Origin of the sequence: Streptomyces sp. CB00316, assembly GCF_001905595.1 — a bacterium.
Lineage (GTDB): Bacteria > Actinomycetota > Actinomycetes > Streptomycetales > Streptomycetaceae > Streptomyces.
Genome location: NZ_LIXI01000005.1, coordinates 135,756 through 157,725, shown reverse-complemented (window position 1 = coordinate 157,725; position 21,970 = coordinate 135,756). Strand labels below are relative to the sequence as shown.

General features: G+C 71.7%; 14 protein-coding genes and 4 pseudogenes. 11 read left to right on the top strand and 7 right to left on the bottom strand.

Annotation, left to right across the window (positions count from 1 at the left end; genetic code table 11):
- Positions 1-106: 106 nt before the first annotated feature.
- Positions 107-282, bottom strand: a pseudogene (locus tag AMK21_RS36065) (TetR/AcrR family transcriptional regulator); the annotation flags it as partial.
- A gap of 200 nt (positions 283-482) precedes the next feature.
- Here AMK21_RS36065 and AMK21_RS15325 point away from each other — a divergent pair.
- Entirely contained in the window at positions 483-1,544 is a 1,062-nt protein-coding gene (locus AMK21_RS15325) for an LPXTG cell wall anchor domain-containing protein (RefSeq protein WP_199863203.1), read from the top strand.
- Between the two features lie 71 nt (positions 1,545-1,615).
- Here the strand turns inward: AMK21_RS15325 and AMK21_RS15320 are convergent, their stop codons facing one another.
- Both AMK21_RS15320 and AMK21_RS15315 read right to left on the bottom strand, forming a co-directional pair.
- Positions 1,616-3,511 (bottom strand): ABC transporter ATP-binding protein, encoded by a 1,896-nt coding sequence (locus tag AMK21_RS15320; protein ID WP_073878193.1) that lies wholly within the window; start codon positions 3,509-3,511, stop codon positions 1,616-1,618.
- On the bottom strand, positions 3,508-5,406 hold the full coding sequence (locus AMK21_RS15315) for an ABC transporter ATP-binding protein (RefSeq protein WP_079181170.1): 1,899 nt from the start codon (positions 5,404-5,406) through the stop codon (positions 3,508-3,510). Before AMK21_RS15315 ends, AMK21_RS15320 begins: the two co-directional genes overlap by 4 nt.
- A gap of 163 nt (positions 5,407-5,569) precedes the next feature.
- Between AMK21_RS15315 and AMK21_RS15310 the strand changes: the two are divergent.
- The 4 genes and pseudogenes from AMK21_RS15310 to AMK21_RS15300 all read left to right on the top strand — a co-directional run.
- Positions 5,570-6,085, top strand: a pseudogene (locus AMK21_RS15310) (ABC transporter ATP-binding protein); the annotation flags it as partial.
- A gap of 73 nt (positions 6,086-6,158) precedes the next feature.
- Positions 6,159-6,311: pseudogene (locus AMK21_RS15305) on the top strand (ABC transporter permease); the annotation flags it as partial.
- Positions 6,306-6,392: pseudogene (locus tag AMK21_RS35420) on the top strand (DNA-binding response regulator); the annotation flags it as partial. The pseudogenes AMK21_RS15305 and AMK21_RS35420, both read left to right, overlap by 6 nt.
- A gap of 261 nt (positions 6,393-6,653) precedes the next feature.
- A complete protein-coding gene (locus tag AMK21_RS15300) occupies positions 6,654-7,631 on the top strand; it encodes a zinc-binding dehydrogenase (RefSeq protein ID WP_073878186.1) in 978 nt (325 codons plus the stop codon).
- A gap of 434 nt (positions 7,632-8,065) precedes the next feature.
- Here AMK21_RS15300 and glgX read toward each other — a convergent pair whose 3' ends face one another.
- The gene (gene glgX / locus AMK21_RS15295; RefSeq protein ID WP_073878184.1) at positions 8,066-10,399 is read right to left on the bottom strand and encodes a glycogen debranching protein GlgX; all 2,334 of its coding nucleotides are present in this window, start codon (positions 10,397-10,399) and stop codon (positions 8,066-8,068) included.
- Positions 10,400-10,553: 154 nt separating this feature from the next.
- Here glgX and AMK21_RS15290 point away from each other — a divergent pair, with 154 nt between their 5' ends.
- The 6 genes from AMK21_RS15290 (at position 10,554) to AMK21_RS15265 (ending at position 16,414) form a co-directional block, all read left to right on the top strand.
- Complete coding sequence (locus tag AMK21_RS15290) at positions 10,554-11,795, top strand: L,D-transpeptidase (RefSeq protein WP_073878181.1); 1,242 nt, start codon at positions 10,554-10,556, stop codon at positions 11,793-11,795.
- A 243-nt stretch (positions 11,796-12,038) separates the two neighbouring features.
- Positions 12,039-13,280 carry a L,D-transpeptidase gene (locus AMK21_RS15285; protein ID WP_073878179.1) on the top strand — a complete coding sequence of 414 codons (1,242 nt, stop codon included), beginning with the start codon at positions 12,039-12,041 and terminating at the stop codon, positions 13,278-13,280.
- A gap of 102 nt (positions 13,281-13,382) precedes the next feature.
- Complete coding sequence (locus AMK21_RS15280; RefSeq protein WP_026241053.1) at positions 13,383-14,150, top strand: enoyl-CoA hydratase/isomerase family protein; 768 nt, start codon at positions 13,383-13,385, stop codon at positions 14,148-14,150.
- A gap of 259 nt (positions 14,151-14,409) precedes the next feature.
- The gene (locus tag AMK21_RS15275; protein ID WP_073878177.1) at positions 14,410-14,925 is read left to right on the top strand and encodes an ATP-binding protein; all 516 of its coding nucleotides are present in this window, start codon (positions 14,410-14,412) and stop codon (positions 14,923-14,925) included.
- Between the two features lie 375 nt (positions 14,926-15,300).
- The gene (locus AMK21_RS15270) at positions 15,301-16,089 is read left to right on the top strand and encodes a polysaccharide deacetylase family protein (protein WP_073878174.1); all 789 of its coding nucleotides are present in this window, start codon (positions 15,301-15,303) and stop codon (positions 16,087-16,089) included.
- A 109-nt stretch (positions 16,090-16,198) separates the two neighbouring features.
- Positions 16,199-16,414 (top strand): EF-hand domain-containing protein, encoded by a 216-nt coding sequence (locus AMK21_RS15265; protein ID WP_073878172.1) that lies wholly within the window; start codon positions 16,199-16,201, stop codon positions 16,412-16,414.
- A 151-nt stretch (positions 16,415-16,565) separates the two neighbouring features.
- Here the strand turns inward: AMK21_RS15265 and AMK21_RS15260 are convergent, their stop codons facing one another.
- From AMK21_RS15260 to AMK21_RS15250, 3 genes are all read right to left on the bottom strand, one after another.
- Positions 16,566-18,035, bottom strand: coding sequence for a carboxylesterase/lipase family protein (locus AMK21_RS15260; RefSeq protein ID WP_073878169.1), 1,470 nt, complete (start codon positions 18,033-18,035; stop codon positions 16,566-16,568).
- Between the two features lie 60 nt (positions 18,036-18,095).
- On the bottom strand, positions 18,096-20,432 hold the full coding sequence (locus tag AMK21_RS15255; protein ID WP_073878167.1) for an N-acetylmuramoyl-L-alanine amidase: 2,337 nt from the start codon (positions 20,430-20,432) through the stop codon (positions 18,096-18,098).
- Between the two features lie 280 nt (positions 20,433-20,712).
- A complete protein-coding gene (locus AMK21_RS15250; RefSeq protein WP_420712510.1) occupies positions 20,713-21,837 on the bottom strand; it encodes a terpene synthase family protein in 1,125 nt (374 codons plus the stop codon).
- Between the last annotated feature and the right edge of the window lie 133 nt (positions 21,838-21,970).

Below are 21,970 nucleotides of genomic sequence, written 5' to 3'. Positions count from 1 at the left end.
GTGGGCACAGGTTCGGTGCGTCCGGGGCGCATGCGGGCGGCGCGTCCGGAAGCGGTTGCGGCCCACCTGGTGAGACGGGCGCGGGTTCTGGCCAGATCCTGACAGTCGTGACGGTGGCCGCCCGCTGCGGGGTGACGGCCAGTCCGAAGGACCGCTGGGCCGCCTCGAACCCCGCGAAGTCGCCGCTCGCCATCGGGTCGAGGAGGGTGGAGAGCCAGGGGCGCCGGGCCGCCTCCGCCCGGAGCTCAGATAGGCGAGGAGGTGCGGGCGGCCGGGCCCGGGAGCCGTGGATGTGCACTTCCTATGTGCTCGCTGTGTGCTACTTCACACGATTCGATCGCCTGTCCGGTACATCCCTGCACCACCGGCGACAGTCCGACCCATTGGCCTCACCCGCGTCTCCCTCCACGTCGAAACCGGACGGCCCTCCCAGCCTTCGTGCCGCCGCGGCGGCACCCAGACTCCCCAGAGGACCTCATCGTATGAAGATCCGCCGCGCTCTGGCCGTCGCAGCAGCGACCGCCGTACTCGCCCCGGTCACCCTCCTGTCGTCCCCCGCCGCCTTCGCGTCCCCGAGCCCCACCCCGGAGGCGACCGAGACCGCCACCGCGTCGGAGGAGCCCGAGACGCCGCCCGCGGAAGAGGAGACCGACACCGTGCCCGCCCCGGAGGGGGAGAACCCCCCTGCCGAGGAGGGCGAGGAGAAGCCCCCGGCCGAGGAGGAGAAGCGGGAGGAGAAGCCCGCGGGCGAGGAGGAGAAGCAGGAGGAGAAGCCCGAGGACAAGCCTGCGTCCCCCTCCGCCACCCCGCCCGCCCCGTCGCCGTCCGTCACCTCGCCCAGTGACATCTGCCAGGACACGGAGGAGCAGCAGACCGACGAGAACCTGCGCACCTCGCTCTCCGGTCTCCCCTCCGAGGTCGTCGCGGGCAGCGGGTTCCACGGCTTCAAGCTGAACGTGGAGAACAAGGGCGACAAGGCCTACAAGCGGGTCGACCTCGGTCTCATCGCCGCGCAGATCGACGACGACAGCTGGGAGGAGAGCACCGATCACCTCACGCTCCAGTTCAAGAACCCCGAAACGGGCGTCTGGACGGACATCTCCCTCGACCTGGACGACGAGGTCATCGGCTACATCGGCTACACCGACATCCGGGCCAAGGAGTCCTTCTCGATCGACCTGCGCCTGAGCGTCGACAAGAAGGCGCCCGCGGGCTTCGCCATCGCCTTCATCATCGGCCTCTACGCCGACGACGAGGGCAACTGCGTCTACCCCGAGGCCGAGCAGTTCTACGAGTTCGACGTCCTCGCCGCCGGCACCGCGCCGGGCGAGCCGAACGAGGCCGAGCCCCAGACGGGCGGCAAGAAGCCGGTCCCCGTCAAGCCCGTCGGCAACACGGAGATCAAGCCCGAGGGCACCCTCGCCCAGACCGGATCCGACTCCAACCTGCCGGTCATCGCGAGCATCGGCGGAGTGGCGATCCTCGCCGGCGCCGGTGTCGTCTTCGCGCTGGGCCGCCGCCGCAACGGCGACGCGACCGCCTGACGTACGAACGCGAGGGGGGTGCCGCCGCCCGTCCGGGCAGCGGCACCCCCCTCGTCAATTCCCTCGGACCCTCAGACCAGGCTGTCCTTCCACGTCCGGTGCAGCCCCGCGAAGCGCCCCGTACCGCCGATGAGTCCGGCGGGCGCGCCGTCCTCCACGATGCGGCCGCCCTCCATCACCAGCACCCGGTCCGCGATCTCCACGGTGGACAGGCGGTGGGCGATCACCACCGCCGTACGGCCGTGCAGCACCGTGTCCATGGCGCGCTGCACCGCCCGCTCGCCGGGGATGTCCAGGGAGCTGGTCGCCTCGTCCAGGATCAGCACCGCCGGATCCGCCAGCAGGGCGCGGGCGAAGGCGACCAACTGGCGTTGGCCCGCCGAGATCCGGCCGCCCCGCTTGCGTACGTCGGTGTCGTAGCCCTCGGGCAGCGCGGCGATGAAGTCGTGCGCGCCGATCGCCCTCGCCGCCCGCTCGATCTCGTCCGGGGTGGCGTCCGGGCGGCCGATCGCGATGTTCTCCGCGACCGTCCCCGAGAACAGGAACGCCTCCTGGGTCACCATCACCACGCCCTTGCGCAGCTCGGCCGTGGCCAGGTCCCGCAGGTCCACCCCGTCCAGCAGGACGCGGCCGTCGGTCGGGTCGTAGAAGCGGGCCAGCAGCTTGGCCAGGGTCGACTTGCCCGCGCCCGTGGAGCCGACGACCGCCACCGTGGCGCCCGCCGGGATGCGCAGGTCGAACGTGGGCAGCACCTCGCCGCCCGTACGGTAGGCGAACCGTACCCCGTCGAAGACGACCTCCCGGCCCGGGTGGCCGTCGGAGCGGGCCGGCAGCTCCTTCGGGTCCGCCGGCACCGGGACCGTCGGGGTCTGGGCCAGCAGGCCCGCGATCTTCTCCAGCGAGGCCGCCGCCGACTGGTAGGAGTTGAGGAACATCCCCAGCCGGTCGATCGGGTCGTAGAGCCGGCGCAGATACAGCACCGCCGCCGCCAGCACCCCGAGCGCCAGCGTCCCGTCGGCCACCCGGTAGGCACCCCACAGGACCATCCCGGCGACCGCCGTGTTGGCGACCAGCCGCGAGCCGACCACATAGCGCGCCATCTCCAGCAGCGCGTCACCGTTGCGCCGCTCGTGGACGTGGTTGAGCGAGGCGAACGCGGCGTCGTTGGACCGTTCACGGCGGAACGCCTGGACCGGCCGGATGCCGTTCATGGTCTCCGCGAACTTGACGATCACCGACGCGATCGCCGTCGACCGCGCCCCGTACACCACGGCCGCCCGCCGCCGGTAGAGCCGTACCAGCAGATACAGCGGTACGAAGGAGAGCACCGCGATCGCCCCGATGCCCAGGTCCAGCCAGAGCAGGACCAGCCCGATCGACACGAAGGAGAGGACGACGGTGATCAGCTCCTGGAGCCCCTCGCTCAGCAGCTCCTGGAGTGATTCGACGTCCGTGGTGGAGCGCGAGATCAGCCGTCCCGAGGTGTAGCGCTCGTGGAAGTCCACGCTCAGCACCTGGGCGTGCCGGAAGATCCGGCCGCGCAGGTCCAGCAGCGCGTCCTGGTTGATGCGGGCCGAGCCCCGGATGAACGCGTACTGGAGCACGCCCGCGCCCACCGAACAGAGCAGATAGCCGACGGCGACCGCGATCAGCGGCCCGTAGTCGTGGTCCCGGAACGCCGGGACCCCGCTGTCGATCGCGTACGCCACCAGCAGCGGGCCCGCCTGCACCGCCGCCTGCTGGAGGACCAGCAGCAGCGCGGCCACCGCCACCCGCCGGCGCACCGGCCTGAGCAGGGAGAACAGGAGCGTGCGGGTGGCGCCGGGCGGTGCGGGCAGGTCGTCCTGGTCGAAGGGATCGCCGGGGCCGTCCGGGGCGGGCGCCTGGGCCTGGGCCGTCCGGCCGGGTTCCTGGCCGTCGTCGTCACCGGGGGCGGTGCGCGCGGCGTCGTCGGTGGTCGTGGTCATCGGCTACTGCCCTCCTCGACGGGGACCTGCTGGGTGGGGGTGCCGGCGGTTGCGGGGCCGGGCCCCCCGGCGACGGACCGCACGTCGGGTGACGTGACCTCAGGTCCGGCCCCGCCCGGCTCCGCCCCCGACATCAGCCACGCGTACTCCGCGTTCGACCGCAGCAGCTCCTGATGCGTGCCCACCGCCGTGATCCGGCCCTCCGACAGCAGCGCCACCCGGTCCGCCAGCATCACGGTCGACGGCCGGTGCGCCACCACCACCGCCGTCGTCTCCTCCAGCACCTGGCGCAGCGCCGCCTCCACCAGCGTCTCCGTGTGCACGTCGAGCGCCGAGAGCGGGTCGTCCAGCACCAGGAAGCGCGGCCGGCCCACCACCGCCCGGGCCAGGGCGAGGCGTTGGCGCTGGCCGCCGGAGAGGCTCAGGCCCTGCTCGCCGACCTGCGTGTCCAGGCCCTGGGGCAACCGGTGCACGAAGTCGGCCTGCGCCACCGCGAGCGCCCGCCGCACCTGGTCCTCGTCCGCGTCCTCGGCCCCCATCAGCACGTTCTCGCCGACCGTCGCCGAGAACAGCGTCGGCTCCTCGAACGCCACCGACACCAGCTCCCGCAGCCGCGAGCGCTCCATCGTGGCGATGTCCTCGCCGTCCAGCGTGATCCGCCCGCCGGTCACCTCGTGCAGCCGGGGGACCAGCGCGGTGAGCGTCGTCTTGCCGGAGCCCGTACCGCCCACCAGGGCCATCGTCTCGCCGGGCCGTACCTGGAGGTCGATGCGGGCGAGGACCGGCGGGGAGCCCGGCTCCGCGTCCGGGTAGCGGAACTCCACGCCCTCGAACACCATCCCGGCGGGCGCGTCCGGTGCGTACGGCTCGCTGGGAGCGTCCTTGCGGGCGGCCGGCGCACCCTCCTCCGCCGCGTCCATCACCTCGAAGTACCGGTCGGTCGCGGTCGCCGACTCCTGGCTCATCGCCAGCAGGAAGCCGATCGACTCCACGGGCCACCGCAGTGCGAGCGCGGTGGAGAGGAACGCGACCAGGGTGCCCGCCGACAGCGAGCCGTCCGCCACCTGGATCGTGCCGAGCACCAGCGCCGCCCCGATCGCCAGCTCCGGGATGGCGGTGATGAGCGCCCAGATCCCGGCGAGCAGACGCGCCTTGCCCAGCTCCGTGGCGCGCAGCCGCTGCGACAGGGCCCGGAAGGCCTTCGCCTGGCTGCGGTGGCGGCCGAAGCCCTTGACGATCCGGATGCCGAGCACGCTCTCCTCGACGACCGTGGTCAGATCACCGACCTGGTCCTGGGCCTTGCGCGCCACCAGCGAGTACTTCGCCTCGAACACCGAGCACAGGATGATCAGCGGCACCGCGGGCGCCAGCAGCACCAGACCGAGCGACCAGTCCTGGGCGAACAGGATGAGGAAACCGACCAGGATCGTCGCCGCGTTGCCGACCAGGAAGGTCAGCGGGAACGCCAGGAACATCCGCAGCAGCATCAGGTCCGTCGTACCGCGCGACAGCAGCTGGCCCGAGGGCCACCGGTCGTGGAAGGCCACCGGCAGCCGTTGCAGATGGCGGTAGAGGTCGGCCCGCATCGACGCCTCGACCCCGGCCAGCGGACGCGCCACCAGCCACCGCCGGAACCCGAACAGCGCGGCCTCCGCGATGCCGAGCAGCAGCAGATACAGCGCGCCCAGCCAGACGCCGCCCGGGTCCCGGTCGGCGACGGGCCCGTCCACCATCCACTTCAGGATCAGCGGGATCACCAGCGACAGACAGGACGCCAGGATCGCCACGAAGGCGGCGGTGAACAGACGGACCCGTACCGGGCGGACATAGGGCCACAGACGCAGGAGGGAGCGCACGGCGGACCGGTCCGTGTGCTCTGCAGGCTTTTCGGGCATCAGGGCCGACTCTACGTTTCACCACTGACATCGGTCCTCCCCATTTCGGCCGGAGCCCCGCCGCTTCCCCCGGGTCGTGCCCCCGGGTCAACCGATCGGTTGATGCCACGTCAGGCGTGATGACGGATACCGCCCGCCGCCGCCCGCCGGAACCCTGGTGGACATGGCAATCATCGAAGTCGACGAGGTGCGCAAGACCTACGCGGGCCGCCACGTGGTCGACGGCGTCTCCTTCCCCGTCGACGAGGGGGAGATCTTCGGCATCCTCGGTCCCAACGGGGCGGGCAAGACCACCACCGTCGAGTGCGTGGAGGGCTTGCGCATCCCCGACGCGGGCACGATCAAGGTCGCCGGGCTCGACCCCGTCGCCGACCACGACCGGGTGACGCGGCTGCTCGGCGCCCAGCTCCAGGAGAGCGAGCTCCAGGCCGAAGTGACCGTACGGGAGGCGCTGGAGCTGTACGGCGTGTTCTACCCGGCCCCCGTCGACTGGCGCCCGCTCGCCGCCCGGCTCGGCCTCGACGAGAAGCTCACCACCCGCTTCGGCCGGCTCTCCGGCGGCCAGAAGCAGCGGCTGTTCATCGCCCTCGCGCTGATCGGCGACCCGAGGGTCGTCGTCCTCGACGAGCTGACCACCGGCCTCGACCCGCGGGCCCGCCGCGACACCTGGGAGCTCATCGCCCGGCGGCTGCGCATCACCGAGTCCAGCCTCGACGAAGCCTTCCTCGACCTCACCGGACAGGACGCCTGACATGCAGACCGAGACCACCACCCCCCGGCCCCGCGCCGCCCGGCGACGCGGTCCCGCGACCGCCGTCCTGATCGCCGAGACCCGGCTCTTCCTCCGCGAACCGGGCAGCCTGTTCTGGGTCTTCGTCTTCCCCTCCCTCCTCCTGGTGATCCTCACCCACGTCTTCGCCAAGCTCGGCACCAAGGACCGGGCCGCGGCCGTGGCAGTCGGCTACGACCGGGGCATCCTCGACTGACCCGTACGCCTCGGTCAGCCGGCCGACGGACCGCCGCTCCCCTCCTCGGCCTCAGCCAGGCCGGCGCCGCCAGGACCAGGACGATCCACACCACGCCGGACGCGACACCGGCGGTCTCCGTGGGACAGGCCCTGCTGGGCAGCGCCCGGCCGCCCCACACCCGCCCATCCATCGCAGGCGACTCACGGGGTGCTTGACCTCAAGTCGAGTTGAGGGAACAGAGTGGGACTTGTCCGAGCGCACCAACGGAAAGGAACAGCCATGCGAGCAGTCGTCCTGCACGAGTTCGGTCCCGCGGAGAACCTCCGCTACGAGACCGTGCCCGACCCCGTACCGGGGCCCGGTCAGGTCCGGGTGGCGGTGCGAGCCGCGGGCGTCCACCAGATCGAGACGGCGATGCGGCAGGGACTGGACATCGGCCCGCCGCTCCCGGAGCTTCCCGCCATCTTCGGCGGAGAGGTGGCCGGCGTCGTCGACGCCGTCGGCCCGGACGTGGACGAGTCCTGGATCGGCACCGGGGTGACGACCAGACGCGGCACGCCGGGGGGCTACGCCGAACTCGCCGTCGCCGACGTGGCCTCCCTGCACCGGATCCCGGCCGGACTGGGGTACGAGGCAGCCGTCACCATGGTCGTGACCGGCACCACCGCGATCGGCCTGCTCGACATCGCGAAGCTCACCCCCGACGACGTCGTCCTGGTCACGTCCGCCGCGGGCGGGATCGGCCGCCTCGTGGTGCAATACGCCCATCGCCTCGGCGCCACGATCGTCGGCGCGGCAGGCGGACCGGCCAAAACGGTGGCCGTACGGGAACTGGGAGCCGACGTCGCCGTCGACTACAACATGGCTGACTGGACGGACACCGTCCGCGACGCCCTGGGCGGGCGCGGCGTCACGGTCGTCCTGGACGGTGTCGAGGGCGACAAGGGCCGCGCCGCGTTCGGACTGTTGGCCGAGGGCGGGCGCTACCTCACCATAGGGGCGGCCTCCCGGGAGGAGTTCCGCCCCGACGACAGGGAGCTGAAGGCCCGCGGGGTGGGCTTCACCGACGCGCTGGACCTGCTCCTGCGGGGGCAGGACTCCGCCGTCGACGAGGCGCGCGCGCTCGCGGAGGCCGCCGACGGCAACCTCGTGCCGGCCTTCCAGACCTTCCCGCTGTCGCGGGCCGCCGAAGCGCACGCCGCCCTGAAGGCGCGGACCACGACGGGAAAGGTGGTTCTCGTCCCCGAAACCCGTTGACGAACGGCGATCCGAGGCGGGGCAGTGGGCCGAGCCACCGGTTCTTTGCCGGCTCAGCTCGATTCGGGGTCTCGGAGTTCTTCGATGCGGCAGCGTGGTCAGTGGCCGTGCCCGGGTAGATCCGCCGGTCGCGGCGACGAATTCGGCGCCCAGCTCCTCGCCGCGCAGGGACGTCATGTGGGTCGCCCAGTTCCTGGTGCGCTCCTCTGCCCGCCGGGGGTGCCTGCTCCTGGCGATGGCCGCGGTGGCCCTGGCCGTGTGGCACCGCCCAGCCGAACGGCCCCCGCGGGCGTCCAGGAGGGCGCCGCCGGCGCCGACGGGGAATTCCCCGGCGCCGGCGGGGAGTGACGGAGATGGCCTGATCCAACCGGTCGCGCTCCGTCGTGTCCCGCGCTACCGGGGCCGGCGTGACGGCTCCGGCGCCGCGCCGCTCCTCAGGCCGTCACCCGCAGCAGCAGCACCGAACGGGCCGGGACCGTCATCTCCGTACCGCCTTCGAGGATCGTGCCCGGCGGTTCGGCCTGGTCCTCCCGGGAGGTGTCCAGGACCAGTTCGTACGCCGCCGCCCACGGCGCTCCCGGCAGCTCGAAGGCGACCGGTTCCGCGTCCGCGTGCAGCACCGCCAGGAAGCTGTCGTCGGTGACCGGCTCGCCCCGCGCGTCCCGCCCCGGGATGTCCCGGCCCGAGAGGTAGAGCCCGAGCGTGGCGGCGGGCGCGTACCAGTCGCCCTCCGTCATCTCCCGGCCGTCCCGGGTGAACCACGCCAGATCCCGCAGCCCGTCCGGCGCCTGGGCCCGGCCGGAGAAGAACGCGCGGCGGCGCAGCACCGGATGGGTCTGGCGCAGCTTGAGCACCCGGGCCGTCAGCTCGGTCAGCTCCCGCCACTCGGGCTGATCGAGGAGCGACCAGTCCAGCCAGCCGATCTCGTTGTCCTGGCAGTAGGCGTTGTTGTTGCCGCCCTGCGTACGGCCCATCTCGTCGCCCGCCACCAGCATCGGCACCCCGGTGGAGAGCAGCAGCGTGGTGAGCAGGTTGCGGAGCTGGCGGCGGCGCAGCGCGTTGATCCCCGGGTCAGTGGTCTCGCCCTCGGCCCCGCAGTTCCACGCCCGGTTGTCGCTCGTCCCGTCCCGGTTGCCTTCCCCGTTCGCGTCGTTGTGCTTGTGCTCGTAACTGACGAGGTCGCGCAGGGTGAACCCGTCGTGGGCGGTGACGAAGTTGACCGAGGCGTACGGGCGGCGGCCGCCCCAGGCGTACAGGTCGCTGGAGCCGGTCAGCCGGTAGCCGAGGTCCCGTACGTCGGGGAGCGCGCCGCGCCAGAAGTCCCGTACGGCATCGCGGTAGCGGTCGTTCCACTCGGTCCACAGGGGAGGGAAGGCGCCGACCTGGTAGCCGCCGTTGCCGACGTCCCACGGCTCGGCGATCAGCTTGACCCGGCGCAGCACCGGGTCCTGGGCGATGACCGCGAGGAACGGGGAGAGCATGTCGACGTCGTGCATCGAGCGGGCCAGCGCCGCCGCCAGGTCGAAGCGGAAGCCGTCGACGCCCATCTCGGTGACCCAGTAGCGCAGCGAGTCGGTGATGAGCCGCAGCACCTGGGGCTGGACGACGTGCAGGGTGTTGCCGCAGCCGGTGTAGTCGGCGTAGCGGCGGGGGTCGTTCTGGAGGCGGTAGTAGCCCCGGTTGTCGATGCCGCGCAGGGAGAGCATCGGGCCGAGCTCACCGGCCTCGGCGGTGTGGTTGTAGACGACGTCGAGGATGACCTCGATCCCGGCACTGTGCAGGGCGTGCACCATCCGCTTGAACTCGCCGACCTGGCCGCCCGCCGAACCGGAGGCGGAGTAGTCGGCGTGCGGGGCGAAGTAGCCGATGGAGTTGTAGCCCCAGTAGTTGTGCAGCCCGCGCCTCAGCAGATGGTCCTCGTGGGCGAACTGGTGGACCGGCAGCAGCTCCACCGCCGTCACCCCCAACCGGGTCAGATGGTCGATCGCGGCCGGGTGCGCGAGCCCGGCGTACGTGCCGCGCAGCTCGGGCGGGATGTCCGGGTGGAGTTTGGTGAAGCCGCGTACGTGGAGTTCGTAGATGACCGAGTCGGCCCACGGTGTCTTGGGGCGGCGGTCCTCCACCCAGTCGTCGTCATCGTGGACGACCACCCCCTTGGGGACGTGGGGCGCCGAGTCCCGGTCGTCGCGCACGGTGTCGGCGACATGCTGCTGGGGCCAGTCGCGGACGTGCCCGTAGACCTCCGGCGGCAGGGTGAAGGTGCCGTCGACGGCACGGGCGTACGGGTCGAGCAGCAGCTTGGCCGCGTTCCAGCGGGCGCCGGTCCACGGGTCCCAGCGGCCGTGCACCCGGTAGCCGTAGCGCTGACCGGCCCGGACGCCTGGCAGAAAGCCGTGCCAGATCTCGTGGGTCAGCTCGGTCAGCGGGCAGCGGGTCTCGTTGCCGTGCTCGTCGAAGAGGCACAGCTCGACCGCCTCGGCCCCACCCGCCCAGAGCGCGAAGTTGGTGCCCGCCACCCCGTCCGGACCGACCCGGAATCGGGCCCCGAGCGGCATGGGCGCCCCGGGCCACACGACGGGGGCGCGGGGCTCGGCGCGTACGGCCTCCGCGACTTCCACGCGGACGGCTTGCGCGGCCTCCACCCGTAGGCCGTTCGGGTCGTCCGTACGTACGGTGCCGGGTGCTGCGGGCCGGCCCGGTGGTTCCCCGGGCCTCACCGCCGTCCCGGCCGGTTCCTGTACTGCCTCCTGCTCGGCTGCGCTCGACACCGTGTCGCCTCCCGCGGCTCATGAGGACGGGCACCGGAAAGGGGGCGCGCGACGTCCCGGCCGCGGCCCTCTCCTGGTAGTCCTTCCCCCTGTTCTGCCCACCGCGGGCCCCACACTCACGTTTCCCCCGACCGGCCCTGGTCGTTGGGGGAGCGTGAACCACGCAGCGAAGAGCGCACGGGCGGGCTCGACCGCCGTGCTGACATGCGCAGGACTGCTCACCATGCTGGTCCTGCTGACCGGATGCACCGATACGAGAGAGGCCCTGCTCAACGGCAAACCAGGCTCTCCCGCCGATGTGATCAGCATCTTTCCGGAGGACGGGGCGAAGGAGGTCGACGCGGAGACCCCGATCCGGGTCAAGATCCCCGACGGCCGGCTGGAGAGCGTCAAGGTGATGCGGATCGAGGACGCCCAGCAGCAGACCGTGGCCGGCCGGATCGCCGGGGACGGCCTCTCCTGGAACCCGGAGCCCGGCGCGGCCCGGCTCGTTCTGGCCGCGAAGTACAGCGTCGACGCCGTGGCCGTGGACGCGTCCGGACAGCGCTCGGCCCGCCACGCCACGTTCACCACGCTCGTCCCCGAGCACCGCTTCATCGGCTACTTCAAGCCGGAGAACCGGTCCACCGTGGGCACGGGCATGATCGTCTCCTTCTCCTTCAACCGGCCCATCGCCGACCGGGCGTCCGTGCAGAAGGCCATCCGGGTGACGGCGAAACCGGCGGTGGAGGTCGTCGGCCACTGGTTCGGCAAGGACCGCCTCGACTTCCGCCCCCGTACGTACTGGAAGCCGGGCACCGAGGTCACCGTGGACATCGGGCTGCGGGACGTGGAGGGCGCGCCGGAGGTCTACGGCAGCCAGGACAAGACGGTCACCTTCACCGTCGGGCGCTCCCAGGTCTCCCTGGTGGACGCGGAGGCCAAGACCATGGAGGTGCGCCGGGACGGGGAGCTGGTCAGCACGGTCCCGATCACCGCGGGGGCCCCGAAGACGACCACGTACAACGGGAAGATGGTCGTCTCCGAGATGCACGAGGTGACCCGGATGAACGGCGCCACCGTCGGCTTCACGGACAAGAAGGGCAAGGGCGAGTACGACATCAAGGACGTCCCGCACGCCATCCGGCTCACCACCTCCGGCACCTTTCTGCACGGCAACTACTGGGCCGACGAGGAGGTCTTCGGCGAGGAGAACGTCAGCCACGGCTGCATCGGGCTGCGCGACGCGAAGGGTGGCAGCGCCACCACGCCGGGCGGTTGGTTCTTCGACCGGACCCTGATCGGGGACGTGGTGGAGGTCGTCAACTCCAAGGACAAGAAGGTCGCGCCGGACAACGGGCTCAGCGGCTGGAACATGGGCTGGAAGAAGTGGAAGGCGGGCTCCGCCCTGCGCTGACCCCCCGGAGTCGGTGGCCCGGCCCTGCGCTGACCCCCGGGTGCGGGGCGCCCCTGTCCCGGGGGCGCCCCGCACCCCGCCCCACCTGCACGGCTCTCCCCGCCACTTGGGACGGAACAGTGACATTCCGGAGGGGATCCACCCCGCCCACGGTGTGATTGTCTTGCGATGGAGCGCGTATGAGCAGCGCGCGGGGGATGCGGGCCATGGCAGTGCCAGGCCCAGCGAGGGGAGACGACCACAGTGAACGTGAAGCCGATATCGGGGGCATCGGCCGGGGCGGGCAGGAAGCGGCGCGGCGGGTCGGGGCCTTGGGCCCTGGCCCTGGGCGCCATGCTGTTGCTGGTGACGGCGTGCGGCGGGGACGCGGAAGCGGGAAGCAAGGGCGGCGGGAGCGGCCCCAAGGCGGAGGACACCACGGCCTCGCAGGCGGTGGTGACGATCGCGCCCGAGGACGGCGCCGAGTCGGTGGCGACCAGCGGCGCGCTGAAGATCACCGCCACGCAGGGCAAGCTGACCACGGTCAAGGTCGCCGACCCCAAGGGCAACGCGGTCGCGGGCGAGATCGCGGCCGACGGCGCGAGCTGGGTGCCGGAGCGGCACCTCGCCGCCGCCACCAAGTACGCGGTGCACGCGGTCGCCGAGGACGCCAAGGGCCGTGAGTCGGCGAAGGACACCACCTTCACCACGCTGGTGCCGGAGAACACCTTCATCGGGCACTACACGCCGGAGGACGGCTCCACCGTCGGGGTCGGCATGCCGGTCTCGATCAACTTCACCCGGGGCATCACCGAGCCCGCCGCGGTGGAGAAGGCCATCAAGGTCACCGCCGAGCCGGCCGTCGAGATCGAGGGCCACTGGTTCGGCAACGACCGCCTCGACTTCCGCCCGGAGAAGTACTGGGCGCCGGGCACCAAGGTGACCGTGGAGCTCCACCTGGACGGCGTGGAGGGACGGCCGGGGGTCTACGGCAAGCAGGCGAAGACGGTGAAGTTCACCATCGGCCGCAGCCAGGTCTCGACCGTCGACGCGAGCACCAAGCGGATGAAGGTCGTCCGCGACGGCAAGCAGATCAAGGACATCCCGATCTCCGCGGGCGCCCCGGCGACGACCACGTACAACGGTCAGATGGTCATCAGCGAGAAGCTCAAGGTGACCCGGATGAACGGTGACACCGTCGGCTTCGGCGGCGAGTACGACATCAAGGACGTGCCGCACGCCATGCGGCTCTCCACCTCGGGGACCTTCCTGCACGGCAACTACTGGGGCGCGTCCTCGATCTTCGGCTCCACCAACACCAGCCACGGCTGTGTCGGTCTGCGCGATGTGCGCGGCGGCTACGACAGCCAGACCCCGGCGGCCTGGTTCTACAACAGGTCGATCATCGGTGACGTGGTCATCGTGAAGAACTCCAAGGACAAGCAGATCCAGCCGGACAACGGCCTCAACGGCTGGAACATGGACTGGGAGGAGTGGAAGAAGTAGGGCGGGCTTCCTCCCACGACTTCCCGGCTGTACCCCGGCGGGCCCGGTGCTGTGACCAACGGCACCGGGCCCGCCCGCGTTAGCAGTGGTTAACCTGCCTGCATGACTGTGACTCTCGAAGTACGCGACAACGTCGGGACCATCCGGCTGGACCGGCCGCCGATGAACGCCCTGGACGTGGCGGTCCAGGACCGGCTGCGGGAGCTCGCCGAGGAGGCCACCCGGCGCGAGGACGTGCGCGCGGTGATCCTCTACGGCGGCGAGAAGGTGTTCGCGGCCGGGGCGGACATCAAGGAGATGCAGGCGATGGACCACACGGCGATGGTCGTGCGGTCCAAGGCGCTCCAGGACTCCTTCACCGCCGTCGCCCGGATCCCCAAGCCCGTCGTCGCCGCCGTCACCGGGTACGCGCTCGGCGGCGGCTGCGAACTGGCCCTCTGCGCCGACTTCCGCATCGCCGCGGACAACGCCAAGCTCGGCCAGCCGGAGATCCTGCTCGGGCTGATCCCGGGCGCCGGCGGCACCCAGCGCCTCGCCCGGCTGATCGGCCCGTCCCGCGCCAAGGACCTCATCTTCACCGGCCGCATGGTCAAGGCGGAGGAGGCCCTGACGCTCGGTCTGGTGGACCGGGTGGTGCCCGCCGCCGAGGTCTACGAGCAGGCGCACGCCTGGGCCGCCCAACTGGCGAAGGGGCCCGCGCTGGCGCTGCGCGCCGCCAAGGAGTCGGTCGACGCGGGGCTGGAGACGGACATCGACACCGGGCTCACCGTGGAGCGCAACTGGTTCGCCGGGCTGTTCGCCACCGAGGACCGCGAGCGAGGGATGCGCAGCTTCGTGGAGGAGGGCCCCGGGAAGGCCAAGTTCCTCTGAGTTCTCCGAGCGCTGCTTCCGGATGCACTCCTGCCGCGGGTTCATCCCTCCGAGCGGATTATCCGGGCCTTAAGGCATCCTTAAGGCCCGGTGTCGTATCCGTCGGGGCATTCCCGCCCGGGCCGTGCGTCGCCGCAGCTCAACGAGGTTCCGAGGAGCCTCGTTCTGCCTCCGGCATATGTCAACTGCCATGTGCGGAATGGTCCGTTCCGGGGGACGGATTCCCTCGGAACGGCCCCGGGGTGCGAAATCTGCGTCCATGATGGTGGGCATGGCGGGCCTGGAGGGTGTGGATCAGCCGCGACCGTGCAGCAGCGCGACCGCGGCACGCTGGACGTCGGGTATGGATGACGAACAGGCGTTCAAGGCGCTGGAGTTGTTCGGAAATCCGACCGAGGCGGAAGTCCGGCTGCCGTCGCGGCCGGAGTCCGCGGCGACCGCCCGCCGGCTCACCTCCTGTGTGGTGCTCCGGCAATGGGCCCTCTCGCCGCAGACCGCCGAGTACGCGGTGCTGCTCGTCTCCGAGCTCGTCGGCAACGCGGTCCGCCACACCGGGGCCCGCGTCTTCGGGTTACGGATGGTGCGCCGCCGGGGCTGGATCCGGATCGAGGTGCGGGACCCCTCGCGCGGTCTGCCGTGCCTGATGCCGGTGCGTGAGATGGACGTCAGCGGGCGCGGGCTCTTCCTCGTCGACAAACTCTCCGACCGGTGGGGGGTGGATCTGTTGCCGCGCGGCAAGATCACCTGGTTCGAGATGCGGATCTCCGACCGCTGAGACCTGCCGGACGCACAGAAGCCCCCGGTCGGCCGTGGTGCGGCGCTGCGGGGGCTTCTGTGGGAGGCCGTGAAAGGTGGGGTGGGTTCACGGCCGCTTGCGACGACCTCGGCCCGGGTCAATGGGGGTCGTGGCTCCGACTATGGCAGACGGGCGACCTCGGTGCCAAAGGAGCATGTTGGGTGATTATCGGGCCAATCGGTCATTTTCAGCTGAATCACAGGTGGGCTCGGTCACTCACCTGGCTTTCCGTGCATTCTTATGGTTCGGCATGAATGATTCATAGATCATTCCGGTAATCGGTCAATCGGCATATTTCGCCTGTTCCGCCTCTACTGTGTCCCGGGGACTCCGTGGAACGCGAGGTGGCCGGGGATGGACGGACGCATGGCGCCGATGCGCCGCCGCGACGCGCTGGGCACCGGCGCCGGGCTCCTCGCGGCAGCTTTCGCGGCGGGCTGCGCGAGGAGCCCGGGGAGTGCGCCCGCCGCGGCCGGCGGGGCGCCCGCGCCCTCACCCCCGTACGCCTCCACCCCCGCGCGAACCCCGCGCCGCTTCCCCGGCCTGCCCGTCCGCATCACCCACGGCCCCCGCGGCCGGCCCCGCGTCGCCCTCACCTTCGAGGGCCGCGGCGACCCCGGCCTCGCCGCCGCCGCGCTCGCCCGGATCGAACGGGCCGGCGCCCGGGTCACCGTCCTCGCCGTCGGCAGCTGGCTCGACGCGAACCCCTCCATGGCCCGCCGGATCCTCGACGGCGGCCACGAGATCGGCAACCACACCCAGAACCACCGGGACCTCGCCGCCCTCGACGAGCGGGCGGCTTACGAGGAGATCGCCGCCTGTGCCCGGCGGCTGCGCCGGCTCACCGGCTCCATCGGCACCTGGTTCCGCCCCTCGCCGGGCCCCGATGTCACCCCGCTCGTCGAGCACCTCGCCCGGCGGGCCGGATACCCGCACGTCCTGTCGTACGACGTCGAGTCCCTGGACCACGCCGCGACCGGGGTACCGGCCGTCCTGCGCAAGGTGACGGGCGAGCTCCGGCACGGCTCCGTGGTGGGGTTGAGCCTCGCCCGGCCCGTCACCGTCGCCGCGCTGCCCCTGCTCCTCACCGAGATCGAGCGGCGCGGGCTGCGCGCGGTGACGGCCACGGAGCTGCTGAGCTGACGTCAGGGGCCGGTGCACCAGGGGCCCGTCGCCCCCGGCCGCCGCATCCGTCACCCGTACGGCCCGATAATCTGATCCCGACATTCGGCACCACGAAGGGGCGGGAACAGTGGCGGACATCGAGTCGGCGCGGACGGTATTCGAGAAGTTCGACGCGAACGGCGACGGTCTCATCACGGCCAACGAGTACAAGAGCGCGATGGCGCAGCTGGGCGACCCGTTCGTCACCGAGACGGTGGCTCAGGCGATCATCAACGCCCACGACGGCAACGGTGACGGCCTGCTCACCTTCGACGAGTTCTGGGCCGCGAAGAACAAGGCCTGAGCCGCGACGGGCCCCTGGCCGCATTGGACCGGGGGCCTGCTGTACGTCCTGCGGACCAGGTGGCTCTGGCGCGGGTCGCCCGCCGCCGCACGCGCGCTGCTCGGCGGCGGATGCTCCGGGACGCGGCCCCGCACCGGACCTCCCTGCGGCCTCAGGGCTGCTTCCGGTACGGCTCCCAGCCCCGCAACTCGTCGTCGCGTGGGGCCAGGACGAGGTCCAGAGCGCCCGGGCCGAAGAACCGCACGGGCCGCGACGCGTCCCAGGACGGCCAGCCCGGGTCCCCCGTCGTCGCGAACTCCACCCACGCCCGGTGCATCGCGTCGGCCAGCTCCTGCGGGGCGTGAGGGCCGGTCAGGGCCATCGTGTCGGGATGGGCGAGCGTGTCGAAGACGAACCCCAGCTCCAGCGCGTGACAGGCACCGAGCCGCTGTACGGGGGAGGGCCAGCCGAACTCGTAGACGTACGTGGACCCCGGAGCATCGGCCCGCGCGTCCGCCAGCCGGTTGAGCGGGACCCGCAGCAGGAGGTCGGTCGCGAGGGCGCCCAGGAGTTCGCCCGGGGTGGCATCGGGGCGGTTGGCCCGGTAGGTGCGGGCGGTCGCGTTCGGGACCTTGAACTTCAGCAGGGCGAGGCGGAGCTTCAGCCTGCTGATCCGTTCCGTCAGGCCGCCGGGGACGAACCAGAGCCGGTACTCCTCGGTGTTCGTCCCCATCAGCAGGTCGATCCCGGCCGCCGCGCCCGTGTGCGGCGCCTCGGCCGGGTCCCGGGTCAGCAGTTCGCCGTCCACCACGATCTGGAAGGAGTTGCGGCCGGTCAGCGGGTTACCGCCGCTCGTCACCCCGGTCTGCGCGGTCAGCAGCGCCTCCGGGTCCACGGCGGCCAGGGCGGCGGCCGTGGCGGGGACGCCGAGCCGCTCGGCGATCAGCTCGGTCGTCCGGCGTGCGGCGTCCGGGGTGAGGGCGGCGGGCGCCCCGCTCTGGAGCACCGCCCGCCGGAACAGCCCCGCCGCCCGGTCCGTGGCCAGCAGGGCGCCGATGCTCACCGCTCCCGCAGACTCCCCGGCCACCGTCACCCGGTCCGGGTCGCCGCCGAACCCCGCGATGTTGTCCCGCACCCACTCCAGGGCCGCCAGCTGGTCCAGCAGCCCCCGGTTGGCGGGCGCGTCCGGGAAGAGGCCGAAGCCCTCGACGCCCAGGCGGTAGTTGACGGAGACGAGCACCACCCCGTCCCGGGCGAACGCGGACCCGTCGTACACCGGCACCGCCGAGGAGCCGTGCAGCAGCGAACCGCCGTGGATCCAGACGAGTACGGGAAGCCCCTCGGCCCTCTCGGTGGACGGTGTCCACACATTGAGGTTGAGCCACTCCTCGCCCGGCACGGCCGGGTCCGGGAGCAGCCGGTCCAGGGGCGGGGCGTAGGGCCGCTTGGGTGCCGTCGGCCCGAACGCGAGGGCGTCGCGCACGCCTTCCCACGGCTCCGGCGGCTCCGGCGCGCGGAACCTCCGCGCGCCCACCGGCGCGGCCGCGTACGGGATGCCGCGGAAGACCGCGACATCCCGCTCCACCACACCGCGCACGGTGCCCTGCACGGTCCTGGCCCTGGCCTCCACGATGTCGGACATGGTGCGTGCCAACCCCTCTCGCGGTGCGGTGGCTCAGCGGCCCACGTCACGTGGACCCGGCTACTTCAGGTAGACCAGCCCGTCCGTGGTGAGGGTCGGGCGGCCCGACGTACCGACCACCACGATCTTGACCGTGTGCTTCGCACTGGTCGACCAGGACCGCGTCCAGATCGCGTCCCGGTACTTGGTGGTGGAGGACTTCAGGTCCACCGTGGCGACCTTCGTGCCGTCGACGTAGACGTAGGCCTGGCCCGAAGTGGCGGCTCGCGACACCACCCAGGCGGCTGACCGGCCGGTGAACGTCCAGGTCAGGCTAGCGCCCTTGGCGCTGCTGGTCAGGGACTTGCCGCCCAGGTAGCTGGAGGACGACTTCGCCGTCCACTTCCCGGTCTTCGTGGCTGAGGTCTCCTGGAGGATCACCGGGGTCCCGGAGACCGAGGTGGCGGCCGTGTTGCCCGCGCGGTCGTACGCCGCCATCTTCCAGGCGGTCGCCACGCCGGACTTCGCGGTGTGCGAGGCGCTGCCGGTCGTCGGGCCGTACGTCTTGGCGACGGGCGCGGTGAGCCGGACCTCCTTGAGGGCGGTGGCGTCGGTGGCCTTCCACTTCAGGGTGAGCGGGACGGCGCCCGTGTTCACCGTGCCGGCGCGCAGGGTGAGGGCCGGCTTGGTGGTGAAGACGGGGGCCGTGCGGTCGGCGACGACCGTCGCGGCCGCCGACGTGGTGACCTTGCCCGACTGGTGGGTGGCCCGCACCTGCACGGAGTGCCTGCCGACCGCGAGGGTGGCCGCGGCCTTGGTGTCGTTGCCCGTGACGGTGGCCACCGGCTTGCCGCCGACGAGCAGCTCGTAACTCTTGACGAAGGCGGCGGGCGTGGCCGCCTTCCAGCCCACGGTGATGTCCGACTTGGTGTAGTACGTGGAGCCGGAGGCGCTCGCTCCGGTCACCGAGGTGATGGCGAGGCCGGTGACCTCGTCGGTGACCAGGGCGGCGGCCTGCGAGCGGATGGTGGGGAGCTGGCCGTAGAGGCTTCCACCGGGGCACTGGGTGTTGAACCCGTCCCGGTGCCCGGAGATCTGCTGGAAGGGGTAGGCCACCCCGGCGGCGAACTTCGCCCCGAAGAAGTTGCCGCCCGCGGCCCCGGCGGTCAGCTGGACGGTGCCCGCCGGGTTGCCCTGGTACTGGCCGAGCTTCCAGGCGGCGACCCGGGCGACCGCGGTGGTCGCGGCGCTCGCGGCCGTGGTGTCGGTGTGCATGCCGATCACGGCGATCCCGGTGGTGTCCCGGTTGAAGCCGTAGGTGTGCGCGCCCATCACGGCCCGGTCCACACCGCCCTTGCGACCCTCGAAGATCGTGCCGCACTTGTCGACCACGAAGTTGTAGCCGAGGTCCTTCCAGCCGTTCGACTTCACGTGGTACGTGTGCAGCCCGCGCACGATGGCCGCGGAGTCGGCGCAGGAGTAGGAGTTGGTCTGCGCGGTGTGGTGGACGAAGACCGCCTTGACCTTCTCCAGATAGTCCGGCGACTCGCTGTTGAGCGACTCGTCGGCCTTCCACGCGACCCGCGAGACGATCGTCGGCTGCGGGGCCGTGGAAGGCGGGGCGGGCGGCAGCGTCGGGGTCGTGGTGGCGGTGGGCGTCGGCGTGACGCTCGGCGTGGGCGACGCGGTGGTGGGGGGCGGACTCGGAGTCGCGCTCCGGGACGGGGTGGGGCTCGGGGCCGGCGGCGTCGGGGACGCGGTCGTCGCGGTGGGGGCGGGCGGCTCCGGGGAAGGCTCCTCCGACGGTTCCTCGGAGGAGGGCTCGTCGGACGGCGTCGGTTCCTCGGTCGGCGTCTCCTCGGCGGCGAACGCGGCGGGCTCGGCGGCGAACGCGGCCGGTTCGGCGGCGAGCGGGGTGGTGTTGCCGCCCGGGTCCACGGTGTCCAGCCGCAGCCCTGCGGGGAGCCCGGCCTTGACGCCGTCGGCGGCGCTGATCCGGACCTCGACGCCGTTGGACGGGCCGACCCAGCGCGGTTCGGTGGTGCCCCGGACGCCGGCCCGGCCGGCCTCGGTGCGCCCGTCGATCTCGGTGTCCAGAGGCAGCCAGCCGGTCCACTCGCCGGTGGCGGCGGAGCGGGTACGGGCCTCGACCCGGCCGGTCACCTTGGCGGCGGGGTCGGTCCACGTCACGCCGAGCAGGCTGAACCGCTCGGTGGAGCGCTTGGGGAGAGAGGCGGAGGCGCCGTCCTCGGAGGTCTTGAGCGGGGTCCGGTAGACATCCGCCTCCGCGGGAGCGGACTTGGCGTCCGCCTCACCGGCGGGGGAGGAGCCGCCCGTGACGCCCTGGAACACCAGGACGCCCGTCACGGCCGCGGTCGCGACGGCAGCCGTGGTCCATATTCTTCGCTGTGATCTCACGTGTGATTTCCCCGGGGACTGTGGTGGAAGACATGACATTCCGACCGGTCAGTCGCTGACCGGGGGCACGACGAAGTGGTCGGCCCGGCCGGTGGGGCGGCCCGGGACATGCTTGCGCGGGACAGTCTTCCATGCGATCGCTTCCGACCGGGCCTGTTTCTTTCCCGATCGGTCGCGATGTGATCCGATCGGCCTCTTGCGGGACGAGGGACCGGACCCCAGGGCCTGGAACGCTTCCGCCCTCCAGGCCCTGGCCTCGCGCACGTCCGGCGGGGTGCTCTCAGGCGGCGAAGTGCTGGGACATCGAGTTCCGTGCGTCCAACTCCACCAGGTCCGGGCGGGTGTAGCGCTCGGCGCGGGCGTGATAGTCGAAGTCGCCCCGTACGAGCCCCCGGTAGTCCTGTACGCAGCGTTCGAGGGCGACCCGGGTCGAGCCGCTGATTCCCGCCGCGTCGATTTGCTCGATCAGCTCCTTTTCCGCCCGCACCACGCGCTCGGCAATACGTGCCAGTTGAATTCCGGCCTCGTCGACGGCTTCCTGGAGCGTGGAGCCACGATCGCGCTGGATGAGCCGTACCGCATTGTGCTCGTAGCCGAGCGCGGCTTCTTTCTCGAACGAGCAGATGTCGTTGCAGAGCCCCGAATGATCGGTCACCGCGTTCCGCAGAGCGATGTACGCGGGCAGGCTCCGGGCGGAATCCGGCAGATCGATTCCAGCGGTGATCTCATGCAGGTCCAGGAACGGCTGCATGGCCACCGAGTCCCGGCGGTGCTTGACGAAGTCCGACCGGCTCGGCACCTGCCCGGCCGCCCGCTCGACCGCCTCGGCGTAGTACGTCCAGAGCCAGGCCGCCGTATCCCGCCGGAACTGCCGGTTCCACTGCGTGGACCGGTCGCGGCAGGTCCGCTCGCGGAGCCCGGCGAGCGCCTGCTCCATCGGCCCGCGCGGCGCGGCCCCGTCGAACACGTCCACCAGCCGGGTGATCGCGGCCTCGCACATCAGGGGGTCACGGCCGGCCGGGCCGTCGTCGAACTCGTCGTCCACCAGGAAGGCCCAGAACAGCCATTGGCAGAAGAGGTCCAGATGGTGCTGCGACGCCTTCGGGAAAATGAGGGATATCCAGAGTTCCGGCCGGGTACGGATCATCTTCCTGCGGGCCGGAACGGAGAGAATCAGTCCCTCCGCTTCCGCCCATTCCCAGGCGGCCTCCCTGGTTTTCTCCAGACCCGGATTGCGCCCAGCGCTGGCGAACGGCATGTGAAACGCCGGTAACGTTATCTGGCTCATTGATGCCCCTCGTCGAATGAGTACGGATGGGCGATGCGCACCGCGCATTCCCGGTGATCGCGCCTGGAAGCGCACCGGCCGGAGGGCGTCCGCCGGGCGTCCGTACGTCCTGGCCAAGGGGTGACCGTACGAGGTGAGCCGGTCATCGCTGTCCTCTCTCCTCCGCCGGGGCCGGGGCACGGGAGCTGGGTCGGCGAGTCGGCGAGGCCGATCGCGTCACCATGCGTGAGGCACAGTCAACCCCCTGTGG

Coding starts and splice junctions, on each gene's coding strand:
- AMK21_RS15320 (WP_073878193.1), bottom strand. CDS start 3,511: ATGACCACGACCACCGACGACGCCGCGCGCACCGCCCCCGGTGACGAC.
- AMK21_RS15270 (WP_073878174.1), top strand. CDS start 15,301: ATGGACGGACGCATGGCGCCGATGCGCCGCCGCGACGCGCTGGGCACC.
- AMK21_RS15260 (WP_073878169.1), bottom strand. CDS start 18,035: ATGTCCGACATCGTGGAGGCCAGGGCCAGGACCGTGCAGGGCACCGTG.
- AMK21_RS15325 (WP_199863203.1), top strand. CDS start 483: ATGAAGATCCGCCGCGCTCTGGCCGTCGCAGCAGCGACCGCCGTACTC.
- AMK21_RS15315 (WP_079181170.1), bottom strand. CDS start 5,406: ATGCCCGAAAAGCCTGCAGAGCACACGGACCGGTCCGCCGTGCGCTCC.
- AMK21_RS15280 (WP_026241053.1), top strand. CDS start 13,383: ATGACTGTGACTCTCGAAGTACGCGACAACGTCGGGACCATCCGGCTG.
- AMK21_RS15300 (WP_073878186.1), top strand. CDS start 6,654: ATGCGAGCAGTCGTCCTGCACGAGTTCGGTCCCGCGGAGAACCTCCGC.
- AMK21_RS15275 (WP_073878177.1), top strand. CDS start 14,410: ATGATGGTGGGCATGGCGGGCCTGGAGGGTGTGGATCAGCCGCGACCG.